The sequence below is a fragment of the Myxococcus sp. CA051A genome (assembly GCF_013336705.1).
Lineage (GTDB): Bacteria > Myxococcota > Myxococcia > Myxococcales > Myxococcaceae > Myxococcus > Myxococcus llanfairpwllgwyngyllgogerychwyrndrobwllllantysiliogogogochensis.
In genome coordinates this window covers 858,961-877,921 of the sequence record NZ_JABUMS010000003.1, presented here as the reverse complement: position 1 = coordinate 877,921, position 18,961 = coordinate 858,961, and the positions used below count along the sequence as shown (strand labels likewise).

At 68.0% G+C, this 18,961-nt stretch carries 10 protein-coding genes and 13 tRNA genes; 21 read left to right on the top strand and 2 right to left on the bottom strand.

Annotated features, from left to right (window positions below; translation table 11 throughout):
• The 20 genes from HUA74_RS13545 to HUA74_RS13450 all read left to right on the top strand — a co-directional run.
• The coding region (locus HUA74_RS13545) for a transposase (protein WP_174454834.1) at positions 1-186 on the top strand (186 nt) is incomplete at its 5' end.
• Between the two features lie 62 nt (positions 187-248).
• Positions 249-566, top strand: coding sequence for a hypothetical protein (locus tag HUA74_RS13540; protein ID WP_174454833.1), 318 nt, complete (start codon positions 249-251; stop codon positions 564-566).
• Positions 567-2,091: 1,525 nt separating this feature from the next.
• On the top strand, positions 2,092-5,007 hold the full coding sequence (locus HUA74_RS13535; protein WP_174454881.1) for a cell wall anchor protein: 2,916 nt from the start codon (positions 2,092-2,094) through the stop codon (positions 5,005-5,007).
• Between the two features lie 477 nt (positions 5,008-5,484).
• Positions 5,485-5,643: a hypothetical protein gene (locus HUA74_RS13530; protein WP_174454832.1), complete on the top strand. Its 159-nt coding sequence runs from the start codon at positions 5,485-5,487 to the stop codon at positions 5,641-5,643.
• 287 nt (positions 5,644-5,930) lie between these two features.
• A tRNA-Lys gene (locus HUA74_RS13525) sits at positions 5,931-6,001 on the top strand.
• A 5-nt stretch (positions 6,002-6,006) separates the two neighbouring features.
• Positions 6,007-6,079 (top strand) — tRNA-Gln (locus HUA74_RS13520).
• Between the two features lie 19 nt (positions 6,080-6,098).
• A tRNA-Asn gene (locus HUA74_RS13515) sits at positions 6,099-6,170 on the top strand.
• Between the two features lie 19 nt (positions 6,171-6,189).
• Positions 6,190-6,259 (top strand) — tRNA-Cys (locus HUA74_RS13510).
• A gap of 13 nt (positions 6,260-6,272) precedes the next feature.
• Positions 6,273-6,345 (top strand) — tRNA-Phe (locus tag HUA74_RS13505).
• A 100-nt stretch (positions 6,346-6,445) separates the two neighbouring features.
• A tRNA-Thr gene (locus HUA74_RS13500) sits at positions 6,446-6,519 on the top strand.
• 31 nt (positions 6,520-6,550) lie between these two features.
• Positions 6,551-6,622, top strand: a tRNA-Ala gene (locus HUA74_RS13495).
• A gap of 6 nt (positions 6,623-6,628) precedes the next feature.
• Positions 6,629-6,702: transfer RNA gene (locus HUA74_RS13490), tRNA-Arg, on the top strand.
• A 21-nt stretch (positions 6,703-6,723) separates the two neighbouring features.
• Positions 6,724-6,798, top strand: a tRNA-Arg gene (locus tag HUA74_RS13485).
• A gap of 19 nt (positions 6,799-6,817) precedes the next feature.
• Positions 6,818-6,888 (top strand) — tRNA-Met (locus HUA74_RS13480).
• Between the two features lie 100 nt (positions 6,889-6,988).
• Positions 6,989-7,062 (top strand) — tRNA-Leu (locus HUA74_RS13475).
• A gap of 55 nt (positions 7,063-7,117) precedes the next feature.
• Positions 7,118-7,191 (top strand) — tRNA-Leu (locus tag HUA74_RS13470).
• 20 nt (positions 7,192-7,211) lie between these two features.
• Positions 7,212-7,754 carry an HNH endonuclease gene (locus tag HUA74_RS13465; protein ID WP_141646017.1) on the top strand — a complete coding sequence of 181 codons (543 nt, stop codon included), beginning with the start codon at positions 7,212-7,214 and terminating at the stop codon, positions 7,752-7,754.
• A gap of 252 nt (positions 7,755-8,006) precedes the next feature.
• Positions 8,007-8,091, top strand: a tRNA-Ser gene (locus tag HUA74_RS13460).
• Between the two features lie 256 nt (positions 8,092-8,347).
• Positions 8,348-8,965 (top strand): cytochrome C, encoded by a 618-nt coding sequence (locus HUA74_RS13455; RefSeq protein ID WP_174454831.1) that lies wholly within the window; start codon positions 8,348-8,350, stop codon positions 8,963-8,965.
• 123 nt (positions 8,966-9,088) lie between these two features.
• Positions 9,089-11,908 carry an AAA family ATPase gene (locus tag HUA74_RS13450; RefSeq protein ID WP_174454830.1) on the top strand — a complete coding sequence of 940 codons (2,820 nt, stop codon included), beginning with the start codon at positions 9,089-9,091 and terminating at the stop codon, positions 11,906-11,908.
• Between the two features lie 63 nt (positions 11,909-11,971).
• On the opposite strand, the gene HUA74_RS13445 is transcribed toward HUA74_RS13450, so the two are convergent.
• Together HUA74_RS13445 and HUA74_RS13440 are read right to left on the bottom strand one after the other, a co-directional pair.
• The gene (locus HUA74_RS13445) at positions 11,972-16,018 is read right to left on the bottom strand and encodes a CARDB domain-containing protein (RefSeq protein ID WP_174454829.1); all 4,047 of its coding nucleotides are present in this window, start codon (positions 16,016-16,018) and stop codon (positions 11,972-11,974) included.
• Between the two features lie 313 nt (positions 16,019-16,331).
• Entirely contained in the window at positions 16,332-16,904 is a 573-nt protein-coding gene (locus tag HUA74_RS13440) for a hypothetical protein (RefSeq protein WP_174454828.1), read from the bottom strand.
• 223 nt (positions 16,905-17,127) lie between these two features.
• On the opposite strand from HUA74_RS13440, the gene HUA74_RS13435 reads away from it, so the two are divergent.
• The gene (locus HUA74_RS13435; protein WP_174454827.1) at positions 17,128-18,342 is read left to right on the top strand and encodes a polysaccharide deacetylase family protein; all 1,215 of its coding nucleotides are present in this window, start codon (positions 17,128-17,130) and stop codon (positions 18,340-18,342) included.
• Positions 18,343-18,961: the final 619 nt, after the last annotated feature.

The window sequence follows — 18,961 nt, the reverse complement described above, 5'->3', positions numbered from 1 at the left end:
ACCAACGGCCTGGAGCGACTCCATGGCGAAGTCAAGCGCCGCATCCGCTCCGTGGGCGCCTTCCCGGACCGCGCCAGCGCACTGCGCCTCATCACCGCCGTCGCCCTCGAAGTCTCTGGCATCTGGGCTGACCGCCGCTACCTCGACATGGCCCTGCTGACTTCAAACCCAGACACCGCTGAATGAATCCGCCAAGGAGCCTTCCTCCCACGTTCCCCCCCCCGAACCAACCACACACGATTCGGGACTTGACCCTACTCGACCCGTACGGATTCTTTCCGGAGGCGCGTGAGTTGCTCGACCGCCTCGCGCCATTCGATTACTGCGAGGGCGAGTTCGCGGTCTGCCTCGAAATGGAATCGGGCCGGGTCCTCGACCGGCTGCATTTCGTGCCACTCGACGGAGACGGAGAGATCCGGCCGCTGCCCGTGGGCGTCGAGGACTATTTGCAGCGCGGCTTTGCCATGCGTTTCATACACCACTGGGTCGAGGCAGCATTCTTCGACAGTCCTGACCGGACGGCGTTCTCGAAGCACTATCTCGCGCAGGTCTTCGGTTCGGAGTAGGAGACCGATTACTCGCTCTTCGCCGGAAGTCGGGACGTGAAATCTCGTGAGATTTCCGTGTGCTGCTGCCGAAGGTTCGACGCGCTGACCCATCGACACCGTGTACCGCACCGGATTGTTGAGACACCAGGTTGGTCGTAATCAGGCCGCCAGCATTGACTGCATCAGCCCCCGCCGGGCCTGACTGGAGACGATCTTGAAAAGGCGCGGCGTTTTGATCGCGTGAGCCAGGATCGCAGGAAGAGAGACGGCCGGCAGAGCGAACACGAGAGCGCGACTCTTGCCGGCTGGCAGTGTTGCGGCGGGGTTGAATCAGGCCGCGTCGAGTTCTTGGGCCTGGTCGGAGCGGCGGGACTTGCCGGTGATGCGGCCGAGCAATCCCTTGTGCACGAGACGGTCCGCGATGGCGGATGGAGAGGCGCTTCAAGGGCCATTCCCCCGGCGCCCCGGATGTCCTCCTGAGCGCGCAGCTCTTCCGCTCGAGAAATCCGGCGTGGCCCAAGCCATCCCTGTCGCTAGTTTTCGGCACCGCGAGCGCCCCTGCGCGGCCCTCCAATCCCTCGCTTCTCCGCGCTCGAGTGGCTCGAAGACCCGCGTTTCTTGAAGGTCGTCTCCACTTAAATCCCTGAATCATTAGGGGTTTTGCCCCACGACGATTCAGAGGACACTCTCTACCCTCTATCGCCCAGAGCCTGATTGCCCATCCATTCGGCTGCGGATTGGGCTTTCTTTCGCCCAATCTGGGGAGAGACGAACCGAGAGCGGTTAACAGGTGCTGTTAACCGTTGGGGCAGCGGTTAACACCATTTCCTGAGACTCTCAATTCTCCGCTCCAAGGTCTCCAGGAAGGCTGCTCTCTCTGCTCTCCGGTTTCATTCCTTACATGCTTTGCAGGCTTCCGCAGGGGCGTCGCGAGGCGGGCACGGCCCCTACGGAGGGCCGGCCTGCGCGCCCCAGGCTGAAGCGGGTAGCCGATGAGCCGCGCCCCCGGCGCCGGTCAAGTCCCGAATCGTGTGTAGTTGGTTCGGAGGGGGAACGGGGGAGGAAAGCTCCTTGGCGGCATCATTCAGCGGTGTCTGGGGTTGAAGTCAGAAGGGCCATGTCCAGGTAGCGGCGGTCGTCCCAGATGCCAGTGACTTCAAGGGCTTCGTGCCCCACGAGCTCGACGAAGCCCACAGTTCCAGGAACGCTCCAGATCACAGGATGTCAGCACCGTTCTGCTGATGTCACGAGCCGGTCACGGCCACGGTCACGAGGCTTGCCTGGAGGCCCACCCCTCGGGGTGCCGACCGCCCTTCGGCCCTTGCACCGTGCGCAGATATCTTTGGGCTTCGCGTTCTCAAAGTACTCCGCGCGACCGCATGGACAGGACTGCCACCTTTTTTCGATGACACCCGACGATCCAAACCATTTCACGGTAGCTTTCCCGTGTCATGACAGTCGATTGCGCTTCGCACTGCGGGGTCCTTCACATGGCCGATTCCCGGACCTCCAGTCCAGTGAGTCGACACCCGATCAAAACCCCATGACCCCAATCCGAAGTCTGTGGCTCGCGGCCGCCCTACTGATGGCCGCCTGTGGAACGACTGAGCTCGCGCAGCCCGACGACGTACAGGATGCGACGACGGCCCAGGGCCTCTCCACCCTCTCCGTGCGAGGAACCACCAGCGCGAGCGGCCTGGCCACCACCACCCTCTCCATTCCCACCCCCGTCGGTACGGCCGCCGGAGATGTGCTGGTGATGCAGCTGAGCAATCGCGAGGCCGTCACCGCCGTCGCCACCCCACCCGCTGGCTGGACGCTGCTGCGCTCCGAGCAGAGCGCCTCGGCCATCAAGTCCTGGCTCTTCCTCCGCGTGGCCAGCGCGGCCGAGCCGAGCAGTCACACCTTCACCCTCGACCTCGCCAGCTCCATGGCGGCCACCCTGGTCGCGGTGTCGGGCGCGGATCCGCTCCAGCCGATCGACGTGCACGTGGGCCAGAAGAATGGCAACAGCGCGAGCCTCGCGCTGCCCGTCGCCACCACGTCGTCCGCGAACGGCCTCGCAGTGTGGTTCTCGGCCCAGGTCTGGGGAGGCGCCGCGTGCCCCGCGGTCCACACCCCTCCGACGGGCTTCACCGAGCAGCTCGACACCTGCCTCGTCTCGTCGTCGCACGGCGTGCTGTACAGCGCCGCCACCTCGGAGCTCGGGGCCGCAGGTGCCCAGCCCGCCTTCACCGGCAGCTCCACGCTCCCCAACACCAACATCACGCACGCGGTGGTGCTGCGTCCCCTCCAGCCGCCGGCCACCGAGGAGATCACCCTCGTCGGCACCACGCACGCGAGCGGCAAGACGGTCACCAGCCTGACCCTCTCGAGCCCTCCAGGCGTCGCCGCCGGTAACGTGCTGCTGGCGCACCTTGCGAACCGGAACCAGATCGGCGCCGAGCTCACCCCGCCTGCAGGTTGGACGCTGGTGCGCACCGACATGAGCACCTGGAGCATCCGCGGCTGGGTCTTCGTCCGCGTCGCCACCGCCAGCGAGCCCGCGAGCCACACGTTCCAGAGCTCCATGGCGAGCTACCTCGTCGGCAACCTCGTGGCGTATGCCGGCGTCGATCCGGCCAACCCGATCGACACGCACGCCGGCAAGAGCAACAGCGGCTCGACGGTCTTCACGACGCCGCAGCTGAGCACCTCGACCGCGGGCGGGGCTGCCGTCTGGTTCGGCGCGCAGACGTGGACCGGCGCCGCGTGTCCGACCCCGGCGATCGAGCCCCCCGTGGGCTTCGCCGAGACCTACGACACCTGCTTGGTGTCCTCGTCCCAGGGCCTCGTCTTCAACGCCGCCTTCATGCCCCTCGCCGGTGCCGGCCTCCAGGGACCGTTCAACGGGAGCTCGACGTTCGCCGAGACCAACGTCGCGCAGGTCGTCGCCCTTCGCCGCGCCGAGGTCGCGCCGTCCTCGGGGGTCGCGTTGCGTGGGAGCTCGCACCACAGCGGCCTGTCGCTCACTTCGCTGTCGATCCCCAAGCCGTCGGGGACCGAGGCCAACGACGCGCTCATCGCGCGGGTGACCGTGCGCAACAACATCTCCGCGACCGTCACGCCGCCCGCCGGCTGGACGTTCCTGCGCTCGGAGCAGAGCGCCTGGGCCATCCGCACCTGGATCTTCTACCGCGTCGCGGGCGCCTCCGAGCCTGCGAGCTACGCGTTCGGACTGGACGCGACCACCCACATGGCGGGGAGCGTGGAAGCCTTCAGCGGCGTCGATCCGGTCCAGCCAATCGACGTGCACGCAGGCCAGAAGAACGGCGACTCCGCGTCGTTCACCGTGCCCGACGTGGTGACCGGCAGCGCGGGTGGCCTCGCCGTCTGGTACGGCTCACAGGTCTGGCCGGACGCCACCTGCCCTGCCACCCGCATCGAGCCGCCGCTCGGCTTCACCGAGGCCTTCGACGCGTGCCTGGGTCACGCCAATGGACTGCTCTTCAATGCGGCCTACCGGTCGCTCACCGCGCCGGGCCTCCAGGCGGGCCTCTCCGGCAGCTCCGCGTTCGTGCAGACCAACACCGCGCACGTGATCGTCCTGCGCGCCGCCAACGCCCCCGCCTGCATGGTCGGCGACACGTACGCGAGCACCTTCACGCTCCAGGGCACCGTGACCGCGCCGGAAATCGTGGAGCCCTCGGGCCTGGCCGCGAGCCGCGTGGTCGGCAACGCGCTCTACGTGCACAACGAGGACACCACCGCGATCATCGCGATCAACACGCTCAACGCGAGCACGATCGGCACGTTCAACGTGACCAACGTGACGCCGGCCGACTGGGAGGACCTCGCAACCGGGCCCTGCCCGAGCGGCTCGTGCATCTTCATCGGTGACATCGGGAAGTGGAGCGCCAACTTCCCTGCGGGTGGCAGCCCCACGTCGTTCACGATCTACCGCGTGCCCGAGCCGGCTCTCGCCAACGGCCAGACCTCGGGGGGGCTCGTCGCCGAGGCCTTCCCGTTCGTCTATCCGGACGGCGCGAAGGACGCGGAGTCGCTGATGGTGCACCCCACCACCGGGGACATCTACGTCGTCACCAAGAACGGAGGCACGGGGCAGAGCGGCGTGTACAAGTTCCCCCAGCCGCTGACGCCGGGTGTGCAGGCCACGCTGATCCACGTCCACACGATCCAGCTGCCGCTGAACGGAGACGCCAACTTCTCGGCCGCGACCGCGGCGGCGATCCACCCATGCGCGGATCGCTTCCTCCTTCGCACCTACCGCACTGTCTACGAGTTCCGTGCGACGCCGGGACTTGGCTTCGAGTCGGCCGTCTTCGCGACGCCCGTCACGCTGACCGACACCACCGAGGGCCAGGGTGAGGCGATCGAGTACGAGGCCAACGGCGCGAGCTACTTCACGATGAGCGAGAGCCCCTCGCCCTTCAAGCTCAAGCGCGTGCCCCTGCAGTAGGACCGCGTCGACACGCCGAGGAGCAAGGCCGGTGGGGGGCACGTCCCCATGGCCGGCCTTGCTGCTCCGAGTTGGGAGCTCACGCTCGGTGCCGCCGTTCACGCGGTCGTACACACGGCGTCCCGATTGAAGCCCAGGCACACCCGCGGGCCGGAGCATGAGCACCGGCCCCCGCGCGCATCGCCGGGCCAGATGCCTCTCCTCGGACGCGCCGTGCGGCACGGAGGTCTCCGCGTCAGACTCCTTGCGAACCCGCGGGGCAGCTGCGCCCGCTGCGAGGGAGTCCACGCGATGGAGACCATGGCCACGGCGCTGCGTCCTGCCTGCTCTCGCCCCCAAGGCGTCATCAACTCGGCACGTCAGCCGAGGCGACAACTTCCCTGAAACCGGGGGCCACGGCCGTGAAGCTCAAATAATCGGGCCTTGTCAGGAACGAAAATCACCCGCCGTAGAGTCTCCCCGAAAGGAGCGGCGACCATGACGACGTTGACGACGCGGACGAACCCGATGAAGCGCAGCTATCGCAACAACCTCTGGCCCCAGTTCGGTGCCGCCTCCTGCTCCCTTGTGAGCTTCGCCTCGAAGTCCCTCGTGGGATTTGACCGGCTTGGCGGCCCTCCGCCCGTACCCTGCTGACGCTCGCGCTCCTTCACTGGCGCGCCAAGCCACGCAGAGGCCGGGCTCCCATCCAGGGGACCCGGCCTCTCGGCTTTCTGGGCTCCCAGCGTCCCCATTCAACACCGGCGTGGCCAGCCACGCACAGCCACACCGCATCACGAGTTGCAGCTCGAGGGCCGGACTCGCGTCCGTGCGCCAGGAATCCTGGCTCGCGTTCGAGTACCCGACAGCCTCAAGGTCTCTGACAACTGAATCGTCGTGGTGAATGTATGCCGCCCGCGCGCATCCGGGGCGGCAAGCAATCTGCCTCCGTAGCTCATTGGAAGAGCATCCGCCTCTTAAGCGGACGGCGAGGGTTCGAATCCCTCCGGAGGTACTCATACCGGGGTCGTCTAACTAGCGAGGATGGCGGATTCTGACTCCGCAGGTGCAGGTGCAATTCCTGCCTCCGGTTCTCTCTTCACGCAGCACATTCCCCGGTAGCTCAATGGCAGAGCGCGCGGCTGTTAACCGCGAAGTTGAGGGTTCGAATCCCTCCTGGGGAGCTTTGCGACACACACTAATGGCCAGTTCCGCCCGGGGTGGCAACGGTCTGCAAAACCGTTTGGGACGGGTTCGACTCCCGTACTGGCCTCATCTTCATCATTGCCGACCTGGCGTAGGTGGTCCGCGCGCCCGTCTGAAGAGCGGGAGGACTCGGTTCGATTCCGAGGGTCGGCACTTGGCAGCACGCTTCATCTTCATAGGCCGCGCTCCGGGAGCAGCTTGGACTCCAAATCCGAGCGCGCGGGGTTCAACTCCCTGGCGGCCTGCTCGTTTCGCCCCTGTAGCTCAACTGGTAGCAGCACCGGTTTCGTAAACCGGGGGTTGTCGGTTCGAACCCGACCGGGGGCACTTCACGCAACACGCAGTGCGGTCGTCACATGGGTTCGTGGCTCAATGGGAGAGCACTCGGTTTGCACCCGAGGGGTTCCGGGTTCGAGTCCCGGCGGATCCACTTCATGCCCTTGTAGCTCAGTGGATGAGAGCGCACGGTTCCGAACCGTGAGGTCGCAGGTTCAATCCCTGCCAGGGGCACTCGCTTCATTTGTGCCATCCGCTTCCGTAGCTCAGTGGATTCAGAGCAGGCGCGTCCTAAGCGCACGGTCGCAGGTTCGAGTCCTGCCGGGAGCACACACGTTTCACATTTTTCTGCGGGGAGAGGCTGGTGCCTCACCGGGCCTCATAAGCCTGGCCTCCAGGGTTCGACTCCCTGCTCCGCAACTCTTCCTGCACGCCGAGCCAGCTGGAGACGGCGACGGTCCCACACACCGTTTTCGCCGGGTTCGATCCCCGGGGCGTGCACTCGTATCCCCGCGGTCTTGCCGGTGTAGCCCAATTGGTAGAGGTGCCAGGTCGAGAACCTGGAGGTTGCGGGTTCGACTCCCGCCACCGGCACTGTCGTCGCAGTCCGTCGCCCGCAGTCGCAAGTCAGCAGGAACTCCCGAAGTCCGTCCGCGTAGCCCAAACGGGAGAGGCCGCCGGCTCAAACCCGGCCCAGTGCGAGTTCGAATCTCGCCGCGGATACAACCGAAAGGCGTTGCGTCATGGAGACGCTGGTTCTCAGTCAGTCCTTCGAGCCCGTCGCGCGGATTCCCTGGCAGCGCGCGGTGATGCTCATCTTCCAGGGCAAGGTCGAGGTGGTCGAGGAGTACGAGGACCGCTTCGTGCGCTCGGTGACGGTGGAGATTCGCATGCCCTCCGTCATTCGCTTCTTCCGCGGGCTGCGCAAGGGCCCCAAGGGCGTGAAGTTCAGCCGGGAGAACGTCTACCTGCGAGACCGCTGCCGCTGCCAGTACTGCGGCTTGAAGGTGTCGCGCGCGGAGGCGACGTATGACCACGTCCTGCCGCGGGCCCAGGGTGGCCGGACGTCCTGGGACAACGTCGTCATCGCGTGCGTGCCCTGCAACCAGCGCAAGGGCAACCGGACTCCGGAGCACGCGAAGATGGCGCTGCGCTGCGCCCCGGTGAAGCCCAAGAAGCTGCCGGACGCGATGCACCTGACGTTCGTCTTCGAGCAGGGCATGCCCATGTCGTGGGCCAAGTTCCTGAGGGACGTGGCGTACTGGCATGGCGAGCTGGAGGCATGAGGTTCCAGGTGAAGGGGTCCACCGGAGGTGGCCCCCGTCCCCGCCCATCCCAGGACAGTGCGCCTGGAGGGGATGAGGAGGTCCGCCAGAGGCGGCCTCCCGCCCGTGGACCTCCCCGCGAGCCGGCAGGCGGGTGCGCTGCTGCCGGCGACTTTCTGGAAGACCGACGCCGGAGGCCGGCGGCCCGTTTCGAAAGCGGTGCGGGTGCATGACGCGCTCGGGGTTCGAGTCCCCTGTCTTCCGTTATGTCTTGGAGCATGCGGGCCGGGTGGCCGGCCGCCTGGCTGGAAACCAGGAGAGCCCTTCGGGGCTCGTGGTTCGACTCCACCGTGTTCCGTTCGCATCACCTGTCTGATTGGAAGTTGGACTGGCGATGGCGCCAGGCCCCGCTGCTACCGGGTGCGAGCCGGCCTTCCGGCTTGAGGTTCGAGTCCTCCGACTTCCGCTCTCTCTGCCCCCCAGGGCAGCCTTTGTCCCGGCCTGTGCACGGGGCAACGCCGGGCTGACACCGGCACGCAGCATGGCCCCTCGCCCCAGCGTCCCTAGCCTCCATCCCGACCGGGACATCCGGTGAAGGGAAAGGAAGCACACACATGAAGGATTTCGGGACGGGGCGCCGCATGGCGAGGGGGTGGGCCCTCTTCGCGCTCGCGGGTGTGTTGGCGGGAGGGTGTGGGTCGAGCTCCTCGTCGGACTCGCAGAACCAACAGACCCAGACGCCCGTGGGCGCCGAGGACCAGGAGCGCATCGAAAAGGGCCTGGTCATCTCCCCCGTGACGCTCAACCTCACGGGCCTGGACCGGAACCTCGTCGGCCTGGGCAGCTACATCGTCAACTCCCAGGGAGGATGCACCGACTGCCACACCTACCCACCCTACTCGGCGGGTGGGGACCCCTTTCAGGGACAGCCAGAGCAGATCAACACCGCGAACTTCCTGGCGGGGGGGAGACCCTTCGGCACGGGAATCGTCTCGCGGAACATCACCCCGGATGCGCAGGGGCTGCCGTCGGGCCTCACGTATGAGGCCTTCCTGGCGTTGATGCGCACGGGCCGGGAGCCTGGCGGCGCGCTGCTGCAGGTGATGCCCTGGCCCATCTTCGCGAAGATGCGGGACGCGGACCTGAGGGCCGTCTACGAATACCTCCGGGCCATCCCCGCGGCTCAGCCCGGGAGTGTGCCCACGCCCGTGCCGCCTCAGCCGTATCCCTGACGCGCACGTCGCGTCCGTCTGGCCCCGCGCTCCAGGGGCTTCCGGCTGCTCGCCGGGATTGCGCGCTCACCTCGGCGGTTCAGCGGTTAGAGTGCGTGCTCCGGCGAGGGGGCGGTTGACGAGATGGCGACGAGGAAGAGCGAGGACCAGGAGCGACTCATCGACCGGGACCTGACCGCGATGGCCCGAGAGGGCCGGCTGCCGGCCGCGCATGGCGTGGACGCCGCGGTGACGGAGGTTCTGGGGCTGCTGACGCGCGGTGGCAAGCACCCGCTGCTGGCGGGAGACCCCGGCGTGGGCAAGAGCGCGCTCGTGCAGGAAGTGGCGCGCCGCATCGCCGAGGGGCGCGTGGACTCGGAGCTGGCGCAGTCGCGCCTGGTGGAGGTGTCCATCGCCAACATCCTGGCGCGAAGCACCCACCGCCAGGCCGCCGAGAGCTTCGAGGAGCTGCTGGCCCACCTGGCGCGGCACCCCTGTCCCATCGTCTACATCCGAGACCTGCCAGCGGCGCTGGGCGGGCCCCTGGCCCCCGTGGCCGTGCGCGCGCTGCGCACCGGCGGCATGCGCTTCATTTTCGAGACGGAGCCCAAGCGAGTGCAGGAGCTGCTGCGCTCCGACGAGGCGCTGGCGGAGCGACTGCACCTGCTCCCCCTGCACGAGCCTCCCCTGGAGAAGGCGCGCTGGGTGCTGGGCCGGGTGGCGGAGGAGCTGGAGCGCGAGCTGCGCCTGCCCATCGACCCGGCCGCGTGTGACCTGGCCCTGCGCCTGTCGGCCAAGTTCCTGCTGGCGCAGCGCATGCCGCGCAAGGCCATCGAGCTCTTGAAGGAGACGGCGGCGGAGGCCGCGGGCGCGGCCAAGGACCACGTGGGTCCGGAGGACGTGCTCACCCGCTTCTGTGCCGCCACGCGCCTGCCACGCTTCGTGGTGGACGACGCGATGCCGCTGGACCTGGAGGAGACGGAGCGCTTCTTCGGAGAGCGACTGCTCGGCCAGACGGACGCGGTGGGCGCGGTGTTGCGCTCGGTGGCGCTGCTCAAGGCGGGACTGAACGACCCGCGCCGACCGCTGGGCGTGTTCCTGTTCGCGGGCCCCACGGGCGTGGGGAAGACGCAGCTCGCGAAGCTGCTGGCCGAGTACCTCTTCGGCTCCGCGGACAGGCTGGTGCGCCTGAACATGGCGGACTATCCCAACGACGGCGACGAGAGCGTGCCCTTCGGCGCGTCCTGGGCACCAGCGCTGGAGACACGTCGCGGAGAGCTGAGCGCGCTCCTGGATGGCAAGGTGTTCTCCGTGCTGCTGCTCGACGAGTTCGAGAAGGCCGCGCGCAGCGTGCATGACCGCTTCCTCCAGCTCTTCGATGAGGGCACGTTCGTCAACGGCGCGGGCGAGGTCGTCTCGTGCAACAACACCCTCATCGTCGCCACGTCCAACGTGGGCGCGGAGGTGTACCGGGAGCCCGCCATGGGTTTCGCCGGCACCAAGCGCGCGGACGAGATGGTGTCGGAGGTCGACCGCCGCATCGGCGAGGCGTTCCGGCCGGAGTTCCTCAACCGCTTCGATGCCATCTGTCACTTCCAGCCGCTGTCCAAAGTGGACATCCGGAAAATCGCGCAGCGAGAGGTGGGCCGCGTGCTGGAGCGCGAGGGCATCCGCGCGCGCTCCCTGGACGTGGAGGTGACACCCGAGGTCGTCGACCGCCTCGTGGAGCGCGGCTACTCGCCCCAGTTCGGCGCGCGCTACCTCCAACGGGAAATCGAGAAGACGCTCACCGCGGCGCTGGCCGTGGAGATTGCGCGCAAGCCCCTGCCTCCTGGCACCCCCGTGCGCGTGGAAGCACGCGTCGGAGGCCGGGTCATCGCGGTGGCCGAGCCCGCAGCGCCGCCGCCCTCGCCCACCGCGCAGTTGCTGCTGCCGTCCGCGCGCGCCGCACCGGTGAAGCGGCGGTTGGACCGCAAGTCGCTCCTCGTGGAGATGGACCGGCTGGTGGGCAAGGCCCGCTCGCTGGCGGCCTCCGCGGGACGGCCGGAGATGGAGGAGCGCCGAGCCGCCCTGCTGACGGAGACACAGGCGCCCAACCTCTGGGACGACCCCACGCACGCGGCGGATGTCATCCGGGCCTTCCGGACGGTGGAGGCCCACCTCAACGAACTGGAGCGCCTGGAGGCCGCGTGTCTCTTCGGACGGCGCCTGGTGCGCGAGGCGAAGAACGAGGTGCAGCTGGCCTCCGCGGCGCGACAGGTCGAAGACGTCGCGCGCGAGGTGCAGATGGCCGAGGCACTCCACGCGTCCGGCGCCACCACGCAGGACACCGAGGCCCTGGTGGACATCTGCGCGAGCGACTCGGCGGAGACGCAGGAGGCGTGGGTGCAGGAGCTGGCCACCATGTACCTGGGCTGGGCGCAGCGGCGCGGCTACGAGGCCGTGGCGGTGGCGGAAGCCGAGGAGCCGGCTCGCGTGGTGGTGCGCATCGCCGGCCCCGGGGCCTACGGCTTCCTCGCGGGTGAGGCGGGCCTGCATCGACGGCTGGAGGACGAGAAGCGCCAGCGCGCCTATGTCCGCGTGCACCGGGGCGGCGCTCTCTCTGAGGAGGAGCTGGAGCTGCTGGAGGTGCTCGGCCGGCCGGTGAAGAGTCACGAGGGCGCCTACCTCCAGCGCGTGCGCACGGAGGTCACGGTGAAGGATGAGTCCACCGGACGCGTGCTGACGCTCACCGGCGCGGGCGAGTTGGACGAGCTGAAGGACATCGCCGCGCGCGTGGTGGCCGGACAGGGCGGCAGCACGGACGAGGCGCGGCGCTACTACCTGGGCCGCAGCGCCCGGGTAGAGGACCCTCGCACCGGAGCCGGGACTCCGCGCGTGAAGGACGTGCTGCGCGGCGAGCTGGACGTGTTCATCGCCGCGTGGATTTCGCGCCCCCCGACGGAGCCACCGCTGGGGAGCTGAGCGGCTGGAAGAAGCGAGGGGACGGGCCATCCCGCCCCGTCCCCTCCAATGACTGTCAGCGAGCTACAAGGTGACCTGGAGCGCGATGGTCCGGGAGTTGTTGTCCTCGCGCAGCTCCGGCTGTGACTGGTACGGGTCCGCGTAGGCGCCCAGGAAGTAGGAGCCACCCTGCCCCATCGCGTCCTGCGGCAGGTGGGCCGTCACGTTCAGACTCTGGGTGATGCAGTCGCCCGGGTTCAGGGCGATGACATTCGTGCCCCCCAGCTCACGCTGGTCCATGTTGGCGCTGCTCCCCGGCCCCGGCGTGGAAGGCTCCGGAGCGAGGCTCGTATCGACGGACAGGTAGAGCGACACCCAGCCAGGGCTGCTCGCCTGCGTGCCCTGGTTGCAGACCCGCACCGTCGAGGTGAGGGTGTTGCCCACGAGGATGGAGACAGGCCCCGTCAGCGACGTGATGACGAGGTCCGGCCTCGTCCCCACGCCGATAAGGCCCTTCACGAAGGTGTTGTTGTCCTCGCGCAACTCCTGCACTCCGCCGCTCGAGTCCACGAGCGCGCCCAGGTAAAAGACAGTGCCCTCACCAGCCGGGGGCGCATAGGCGTTGACGCTCGCGCTGCGCGTCACGCACTGGGCCGCGAGCAGGGCTGGCACGTCCACCGAGCCAATCACCATCTGGTCCAACGCGGGCGGCGACACCGACAGGGACAGTGCGTCATCCAGCGACAGGACCAGTTGCGTGCTCGTGGAGGTGCTGGACTGGGTGCCCTGGTTGCACACCGTCACCGTCGCGGTGAAGGCCTGCCCCTGAGTCACACTCGTGGGCGAGGTCATCGCGGTGATAACCAGGTCCGAGCGACTGCCCACGCCGATGAGCCCCTTCACGAAGGTGTTGTTGTCCTCGCGCAGCTCCTGCACCGAGGACGGGTCATCGACGAGGGCTCCCACGTAGTACGCACCGTCACCCTGCGCATCTGGCGGCAGCCACGCGGTCGCGCTCGCGGAGCGCGTGGCGCACTGCCCCACCGCCAGCGAGGGGATGCTCACGTTCGCGACCTCGGACTGGTCCGCCGCGGGAGAGCCGGGTGCCGACATCGACGTCAGCGCGGCGTCCATCGACAGGAAGAGGCGAGCCGCCGTCGAGTTGCTGGGCACCGTTCCCCGGTTGCATACCGTCACGCCGAGGGTGAACGGCTGGTTGATGGACGCGCTCGTGGGCGCGGTCATCGCGGTGATGACCAGGTCCGGCCGATTGCCAATGCCGATGGGGCCCTTCACGAAGCTGTTGTTGTCCTCGCGAAGCTCCTGCACCGAGGACGGGTCATCGACGAGGACTCCCAGGTAGTACGCCCCATCGCCCTGCGCGTCCGGCGGCAGCCCGGCCCAGCCCGTCGTCGAGCGCGTCGCGCACTGTCCCGGATTCAGCGACGGCACGGAGACACCTCCCACCGGCGACTGGTCCGTCGCAGGGGAGCCACCGGGCCCGTACGGCATCGGGGTCAACACGGTGTCCATCGACACGTAGATTTGCGCCTGCGTCGACATGCTCGCCTGCGTGCCCTGGTTGCACACCGTCACCGCGGCGGTGAAGGACTGACCATTCTGGAGGGCCTGCGGCACGTTCAGCCCGGTGACGACGAGGTCCGGCCGGTTGCCCACGCCGATGAGCCCCTTCACGAAGGCGTTGTTGTCCTCGCGCAACTCCTGCACGGAGCTCGGGTCATCGACGATGGCCCCCAGGTAGTAGGCGCCGTCCCCCGCCCCGTCCGGCGGCGGGCTTCCATAGAATGAACCGCTCCGCGTCAGGCACACCCCTGCGTTCAGCGAGGGCACGGACAGGGAGCCCAGCGGCATCTGGTCCGACGGAGGACCGCCAGGGCCAGACGACAGCGGCGTCAGCGACGTGTCCGTCGACAGGTAGAGCTGCGCCTGGGTCGAGGGGCTGGACTGGAGGCCCTGGTTGCAGAACGTCACCGTCGCCGTGAAGTTCTGGCCGGAGGTGATGCTCGCCGGTCCGGTCATCGCGGTGATGACGAGGTCCGCTCGGTTGCCCACGCCGACGAGGCCCTTCACGAAGGCATTGTTGTCCTCACGCAGCTCCAGCACGGAGCCCTGCTCGTCCACGATGGCCCCCACGTAGTAGGCCCCTTCGCCTTGCCCATCCATGGGGTAGTTCACCCAGGCAGACGTGCTGCGCGTCGCGCACTGCCCCGCGCTCAGCGGGGGCACGCTGACCATTCCCAACGGCGCCTGGTCCGTCGGAGGCGAGCCCCCTGGACCGACCATCATCGGCGTCAGCGACGTGTCCATCGACAGGTAGAGCTGCGCCTGCGTCGCGTTGCTGGAGAGGGTGCCCTGGTTGCACACCGTCGCCGTGGCGGTGAAGGACTGGCCGGGCGAAAGGGTCGGCGGCACGCTCAGCTCGGTGACGACGAGGTCCGGGCGGTTGCCCAGGCCCACGAGGCCGTTCACGAAGATGTTGTTGTCCTCGCGCAGCTCCTGCACGAAGCCGGACTCGTCCACGATGGCGGCCAGGTAGAACGCGGTGGCATTCGTGGGAATCGGCGGAAGCGAGGGCCAGAAGCTGTCGCCGCGCGTCACGCACTGCCCGGGATTCAGCGACGGAATCTGGAGTCCGCCCAGCGGCGACTGGTCATTCGCGGGAGGGCCCATGGGGTTCATGGGCGTCAGCACCGCATCGAGCGAGAGGTACAGGTTGGTCCACGACGAGTTGCTCATCGTCGTGCCCTGGTTGCAGACCGTCACGCTGACGGCGGTGGCCTGCCCCGTGTTCATGCTCGCCTGCGACGTCATCGCGGTGACCACGAGGTCCGGCCGACTGCCCACGCCGATGCGCTCCTTCGCGTAGCTGTTGTTGTCCTCGCGAAGCTCCTGCACGGAGGACGGGTCATCCACGATGGCCCCCAGGAAGTAGGCGCCCGCGCCCTGCCCCGCGGGAGGCAGCCATGCCTGGGCGGCAACGGTGCGCGTCACGCACTGCCCCGGGTTCAACAGGGGGACCTGCACCGAGCCCACGGGCGACTGGTCCATGGCGGGAGCACCCGGGCCGGTCGGCGTCAGCACGTCGTCCGTCGACAAGAAGAGCCGCGCCGAATGCCCCGGGGCATAGGTCGTCCCCTGGTTGCATACCCGCACCTGGACGTCGAAGCCCTGGTTGTCCAACACGCTGGCGGGCCCGCGCAGCTCGGTGATGATGAGGTCGGGCTTGTTGCCCACGCCGATGCGCTCCTTCGCGTAGGCGTTGTTGTCCTCGCGCAGCTCCTGCACCGACGCCGGGTCATCGACGATGGCGCCCAGGTAGTACGCCCCGTCACCCTGTCCCGCGGGAGGCAGCGATGCCCAGACAGAGACGCTGCGACGGACACATGCGCCCGCGTTCAGCGGCATCTGGGTTTGCACTTCACCGATCGGCGACTGGTCCATGGCGGGAGCACCCGGGCCGGTCGGCGTCAGCACGTTGTCGGTCGACAGGAAGAGCTGGGTGCGGACCGAGGGGACGCTCGCGGTGCCCTGGTTGCACACCGTCACCGCCACGGTGAAATACCCGCCTTGCGGCACGCTGGGAGGGCTCGACAGCTCGGTGATGACGAGGTCCGGCCGGTTGCCCACGCCGATGCGCGTCTGCGCATTCGCGTTGTTGTTCTCGTTGACCTCCGCCACGGACTGATTCGTGTCGACGATGGCGCCCAGAAAGTAGGCACCATCGCCCTGCGCCGCCGGAGGCAACCAGGACGTGCCCGTCACTCGGACGTCCGCGCACTGGCCCGCCTCCAGCGTCTCATGGAGCGTCTCCTGCCCCACCAGGGACTGGTCCGCCGGAGGAGGCGTGGTCGTCAGAGGGGAGAGCACGTTGTCCAGGGACAGCAACACCGCCACCGTGGAGCCTCGGTTCGCGTATGTCGTGCCCTGGTTGCAGACCGTCACCGTCGTGGTGAACGAGTCAGCCGCGAAGACGCTCGCGGGGCCTCGGACTCCCGTCACCACCAGGTCAGGCCCGGGGTTCAGGGGGCTCGACGCCGTCTCCAGTGTGGGCTGCTCCTGGGCAGGCTCTCCGCCCGAACATCCCGCGCTCACACCGACAAACAAACCCATGACCAGCCACCTCGTGGCGGTCGCGCTCCACTCCAGCCTCTTCATGAAGTCTCCCGTTGCTTGGCCTGCGGAGCGACGCGGCGGACGCCGCTTCATGCTCCAGGCACGCGCTGTAAGTGCGTAGCAGGAAGACTGAAAGTGCCGGAAGTGCCTGGGAGGTATTACTCCCAGGGAAGCCTCATGAAGTCCGAAAAGACTCCGTCAAACCCAACCTTCTCTCGGAGCTTGAGGTTTCATGAAACAAACGGGGCGAAGTCGACACCTGAATGTTTCCAAATGTGTCGTGTATCGAATCCACGAGGGCTTCAGCGTGTCAGCGAACCACGCCTGCCAGCCGTGCGGGCGCGGGCGAGGTGGGCGAGACGGCCACGGCCCTGCCAAGCGTGCCCGCGCTTTGGGGGAAGGGACCGCGCGCCAGTTCCTGACCCGCGGGGTCCAGCACCTGCGCGTAGACCGTCTTGAAGCCCTTCTTCAGCCCCACCGACTGGTGCGGTTCTCCCTTGCTGTCGGCGACCATGAAGAGTGAGGAGTCGAGTTCGGGGGGCGGCGACTCGCCGTGCCGCTGGAAGAGGTCGCGCATGAGGCCGAGCGACTCCGCGTGGCTCTTGCGAATCTCCCCCTTCGCCATGCCCTTGAAGAGGCCGGGGACGTCCCGCAGGTCCACGCGGACCACGACGATGGGTTTGACCGCTCGCACGTCGTAGACGAACTGGTAGGCGTGCTCTCGCAGCTCATCCCGGGTGCCCTTGTTGGCATACAGCACCACGGTAGGCCGCCCCTTTCCGATAGGGACTTCTTTTCCAAACACGTCCTTGAGCTCGGCGGCATGCGCGGGCAGGACTCCCAGGACGCCCAGCAGACCTACGAGCGCGGCGAACTTCTTCATGTGACGTGTCCTTTCAAAAGACGCTGTCGGGGGTGCGGCGGTATCTACGAACACATCCCGAACACCACCGCCTCCGGCCCGAATCCCTGGCGGCGTCCGCCGTTGGCTCCACGGCACAGCCGCTCACCAGGCCACACGACTCGTGTGTGCCTGCTCGGTTGCCTGGCATCACGGACCTCTGCTATCGCCCGCACCGCGCCGCACGAGGCGCGGGGGGATGTCCATGATTGAGCAGTTCCCGCTGTTGCGATTCATTGTCGTACTGTTGGTGGTGACGTTCCGTACGTCCGCGTTCGCGGCCCAGCCCTTTGAGCAGGGCATGGTCACCATCACGCTGGATGACGGCTGGTCCACGCAGTACGACAAGGCCCGGCCCGCGCTCAACGCGAGGAACATCCCCGCCACGTACGCCCTCATCACCCAGGCGCTCGCGCAGGGATGGGGTGGCTACATGAGCACCGCGCAAGCACAGACACTCGTCGCCGAAGGCAACGGCATTGCCAGCCACACGTTGACCCACCCGGACCTGACCACGCTTTCCGCCCCGGAGTTCCTCTCGGAGCTGCGGGACTCGCGGGACTGGCTGGTGGACAATCTGGGATTGGCCTCGGTGCCCGACTTCGTCATCCCCTACGGGCGCTATGACTCCACCGTGCTCGCCGCCATCCGGCAGCAATACTCCAGCAGCCGCACGGTGAACGCCGGGCGCAACTTCCGCGACACCATCGTCTACGAGCTGCGGGGCAACGACGTGGCGCGCAACATTCCGGTGAGCACGGTGCAAGGTTGGATTGACCAGGCGCTCGCGGAGAAGAGCTGGCTCATCCTCGTCTTCCACGAGTTCGTCGATGGAACTCCCACGCGCGACACGCAGTACCGGACGTCGAGCTTCACGGCCATCCTGGACCACATCCGCCTGCGCGGCGCGCGCACCGTGACGTTGTCGCAAGGCCTGGCGCTGATGGAGGGCCGCACCACGCCGGAGCCGTCCGCGGGACTGTCCATCTACGGCGATGCCCTGGAGAGCGGCTTCGCGGATTGGAGCTGGGCGGAGCATTCGCTGGACGAGACGGCCATCGTCCACGCGGGCACGGCCTCCATCCGCTTCGAGCCGGACACGTGGGCGGGCGTGCTCCTGCATCACTCGGGCGTGGACATCGCGGGTTACCAATCCATCGAACTGTGGGTCCACGGCGGTACCACCGGGGGACAGTCGGTGAGAGTCCTGCTGCATGACGGCACGGACGTGCTCGGGACGGCGCGGCTGGATGCGGCCCTGGGCGGGCCGCTGGTCGCGGGCGAGTGGAGAAAGGTGACGCTGTCGCTCGATGACATGGGGGCGACGTCGGGCACGCTGCGCGACCTGTACTTCCAGGACGACTCTGGAGAGGACCAGGCGGCGGTGTACCTGGATGACATTTCGCTCATCCCCCGGTGAAGGGATTCGGGGCGTGGCGGAGAGGCTTTCCGCCGCGCCGCGGCACGTTCGGGCTGAATCGTTGCAAGCCCAGGTCAAAACCTACCGGGCCACTTGAGGAGGCCCCCTTCTCAGGAACCTGCCGCGTGGTGGAACATCCCGGTCGTGTCCTGCTTCGATGAGAAGACCGCGCGGGCGCTGGCCACCGGAATGCTCTCCGCCGTGGACGCACAGCGATTGCGGCGCCATGCGGAGGGCTGCCGCCAGTGCGCGGCGCTCCTGGGTCGCGTGACACCGCCCGGCACCGCCGCTCATCGAGTCACGCCGCCCCAGGATGAGGCCACGGACCTGGCCATCCCTCGCGCGGCGCTGCTCGGAGAGGTCTCCGACCTCGACCTGCCCACTGAGCCCATCCGGACCGCTCGTGCCGCTCGCGTGGCCAATGACAGCACAACAGTGGACAGGCCCGCTCCACTGCCCTCACCCGCGTCCGGAGTCTCCGCGGAGACCCGCGAACACGAGGCCTCCGTTCCGCTCCTCCCCGCCTTGCCGTCGCCCTCCGCGCACAGGGCCAGCACGCTGGTGGACTCCGACCTGCGCGGCGCGATGGAATCGGGCCTTGGCCTCACATCCCCGGCTT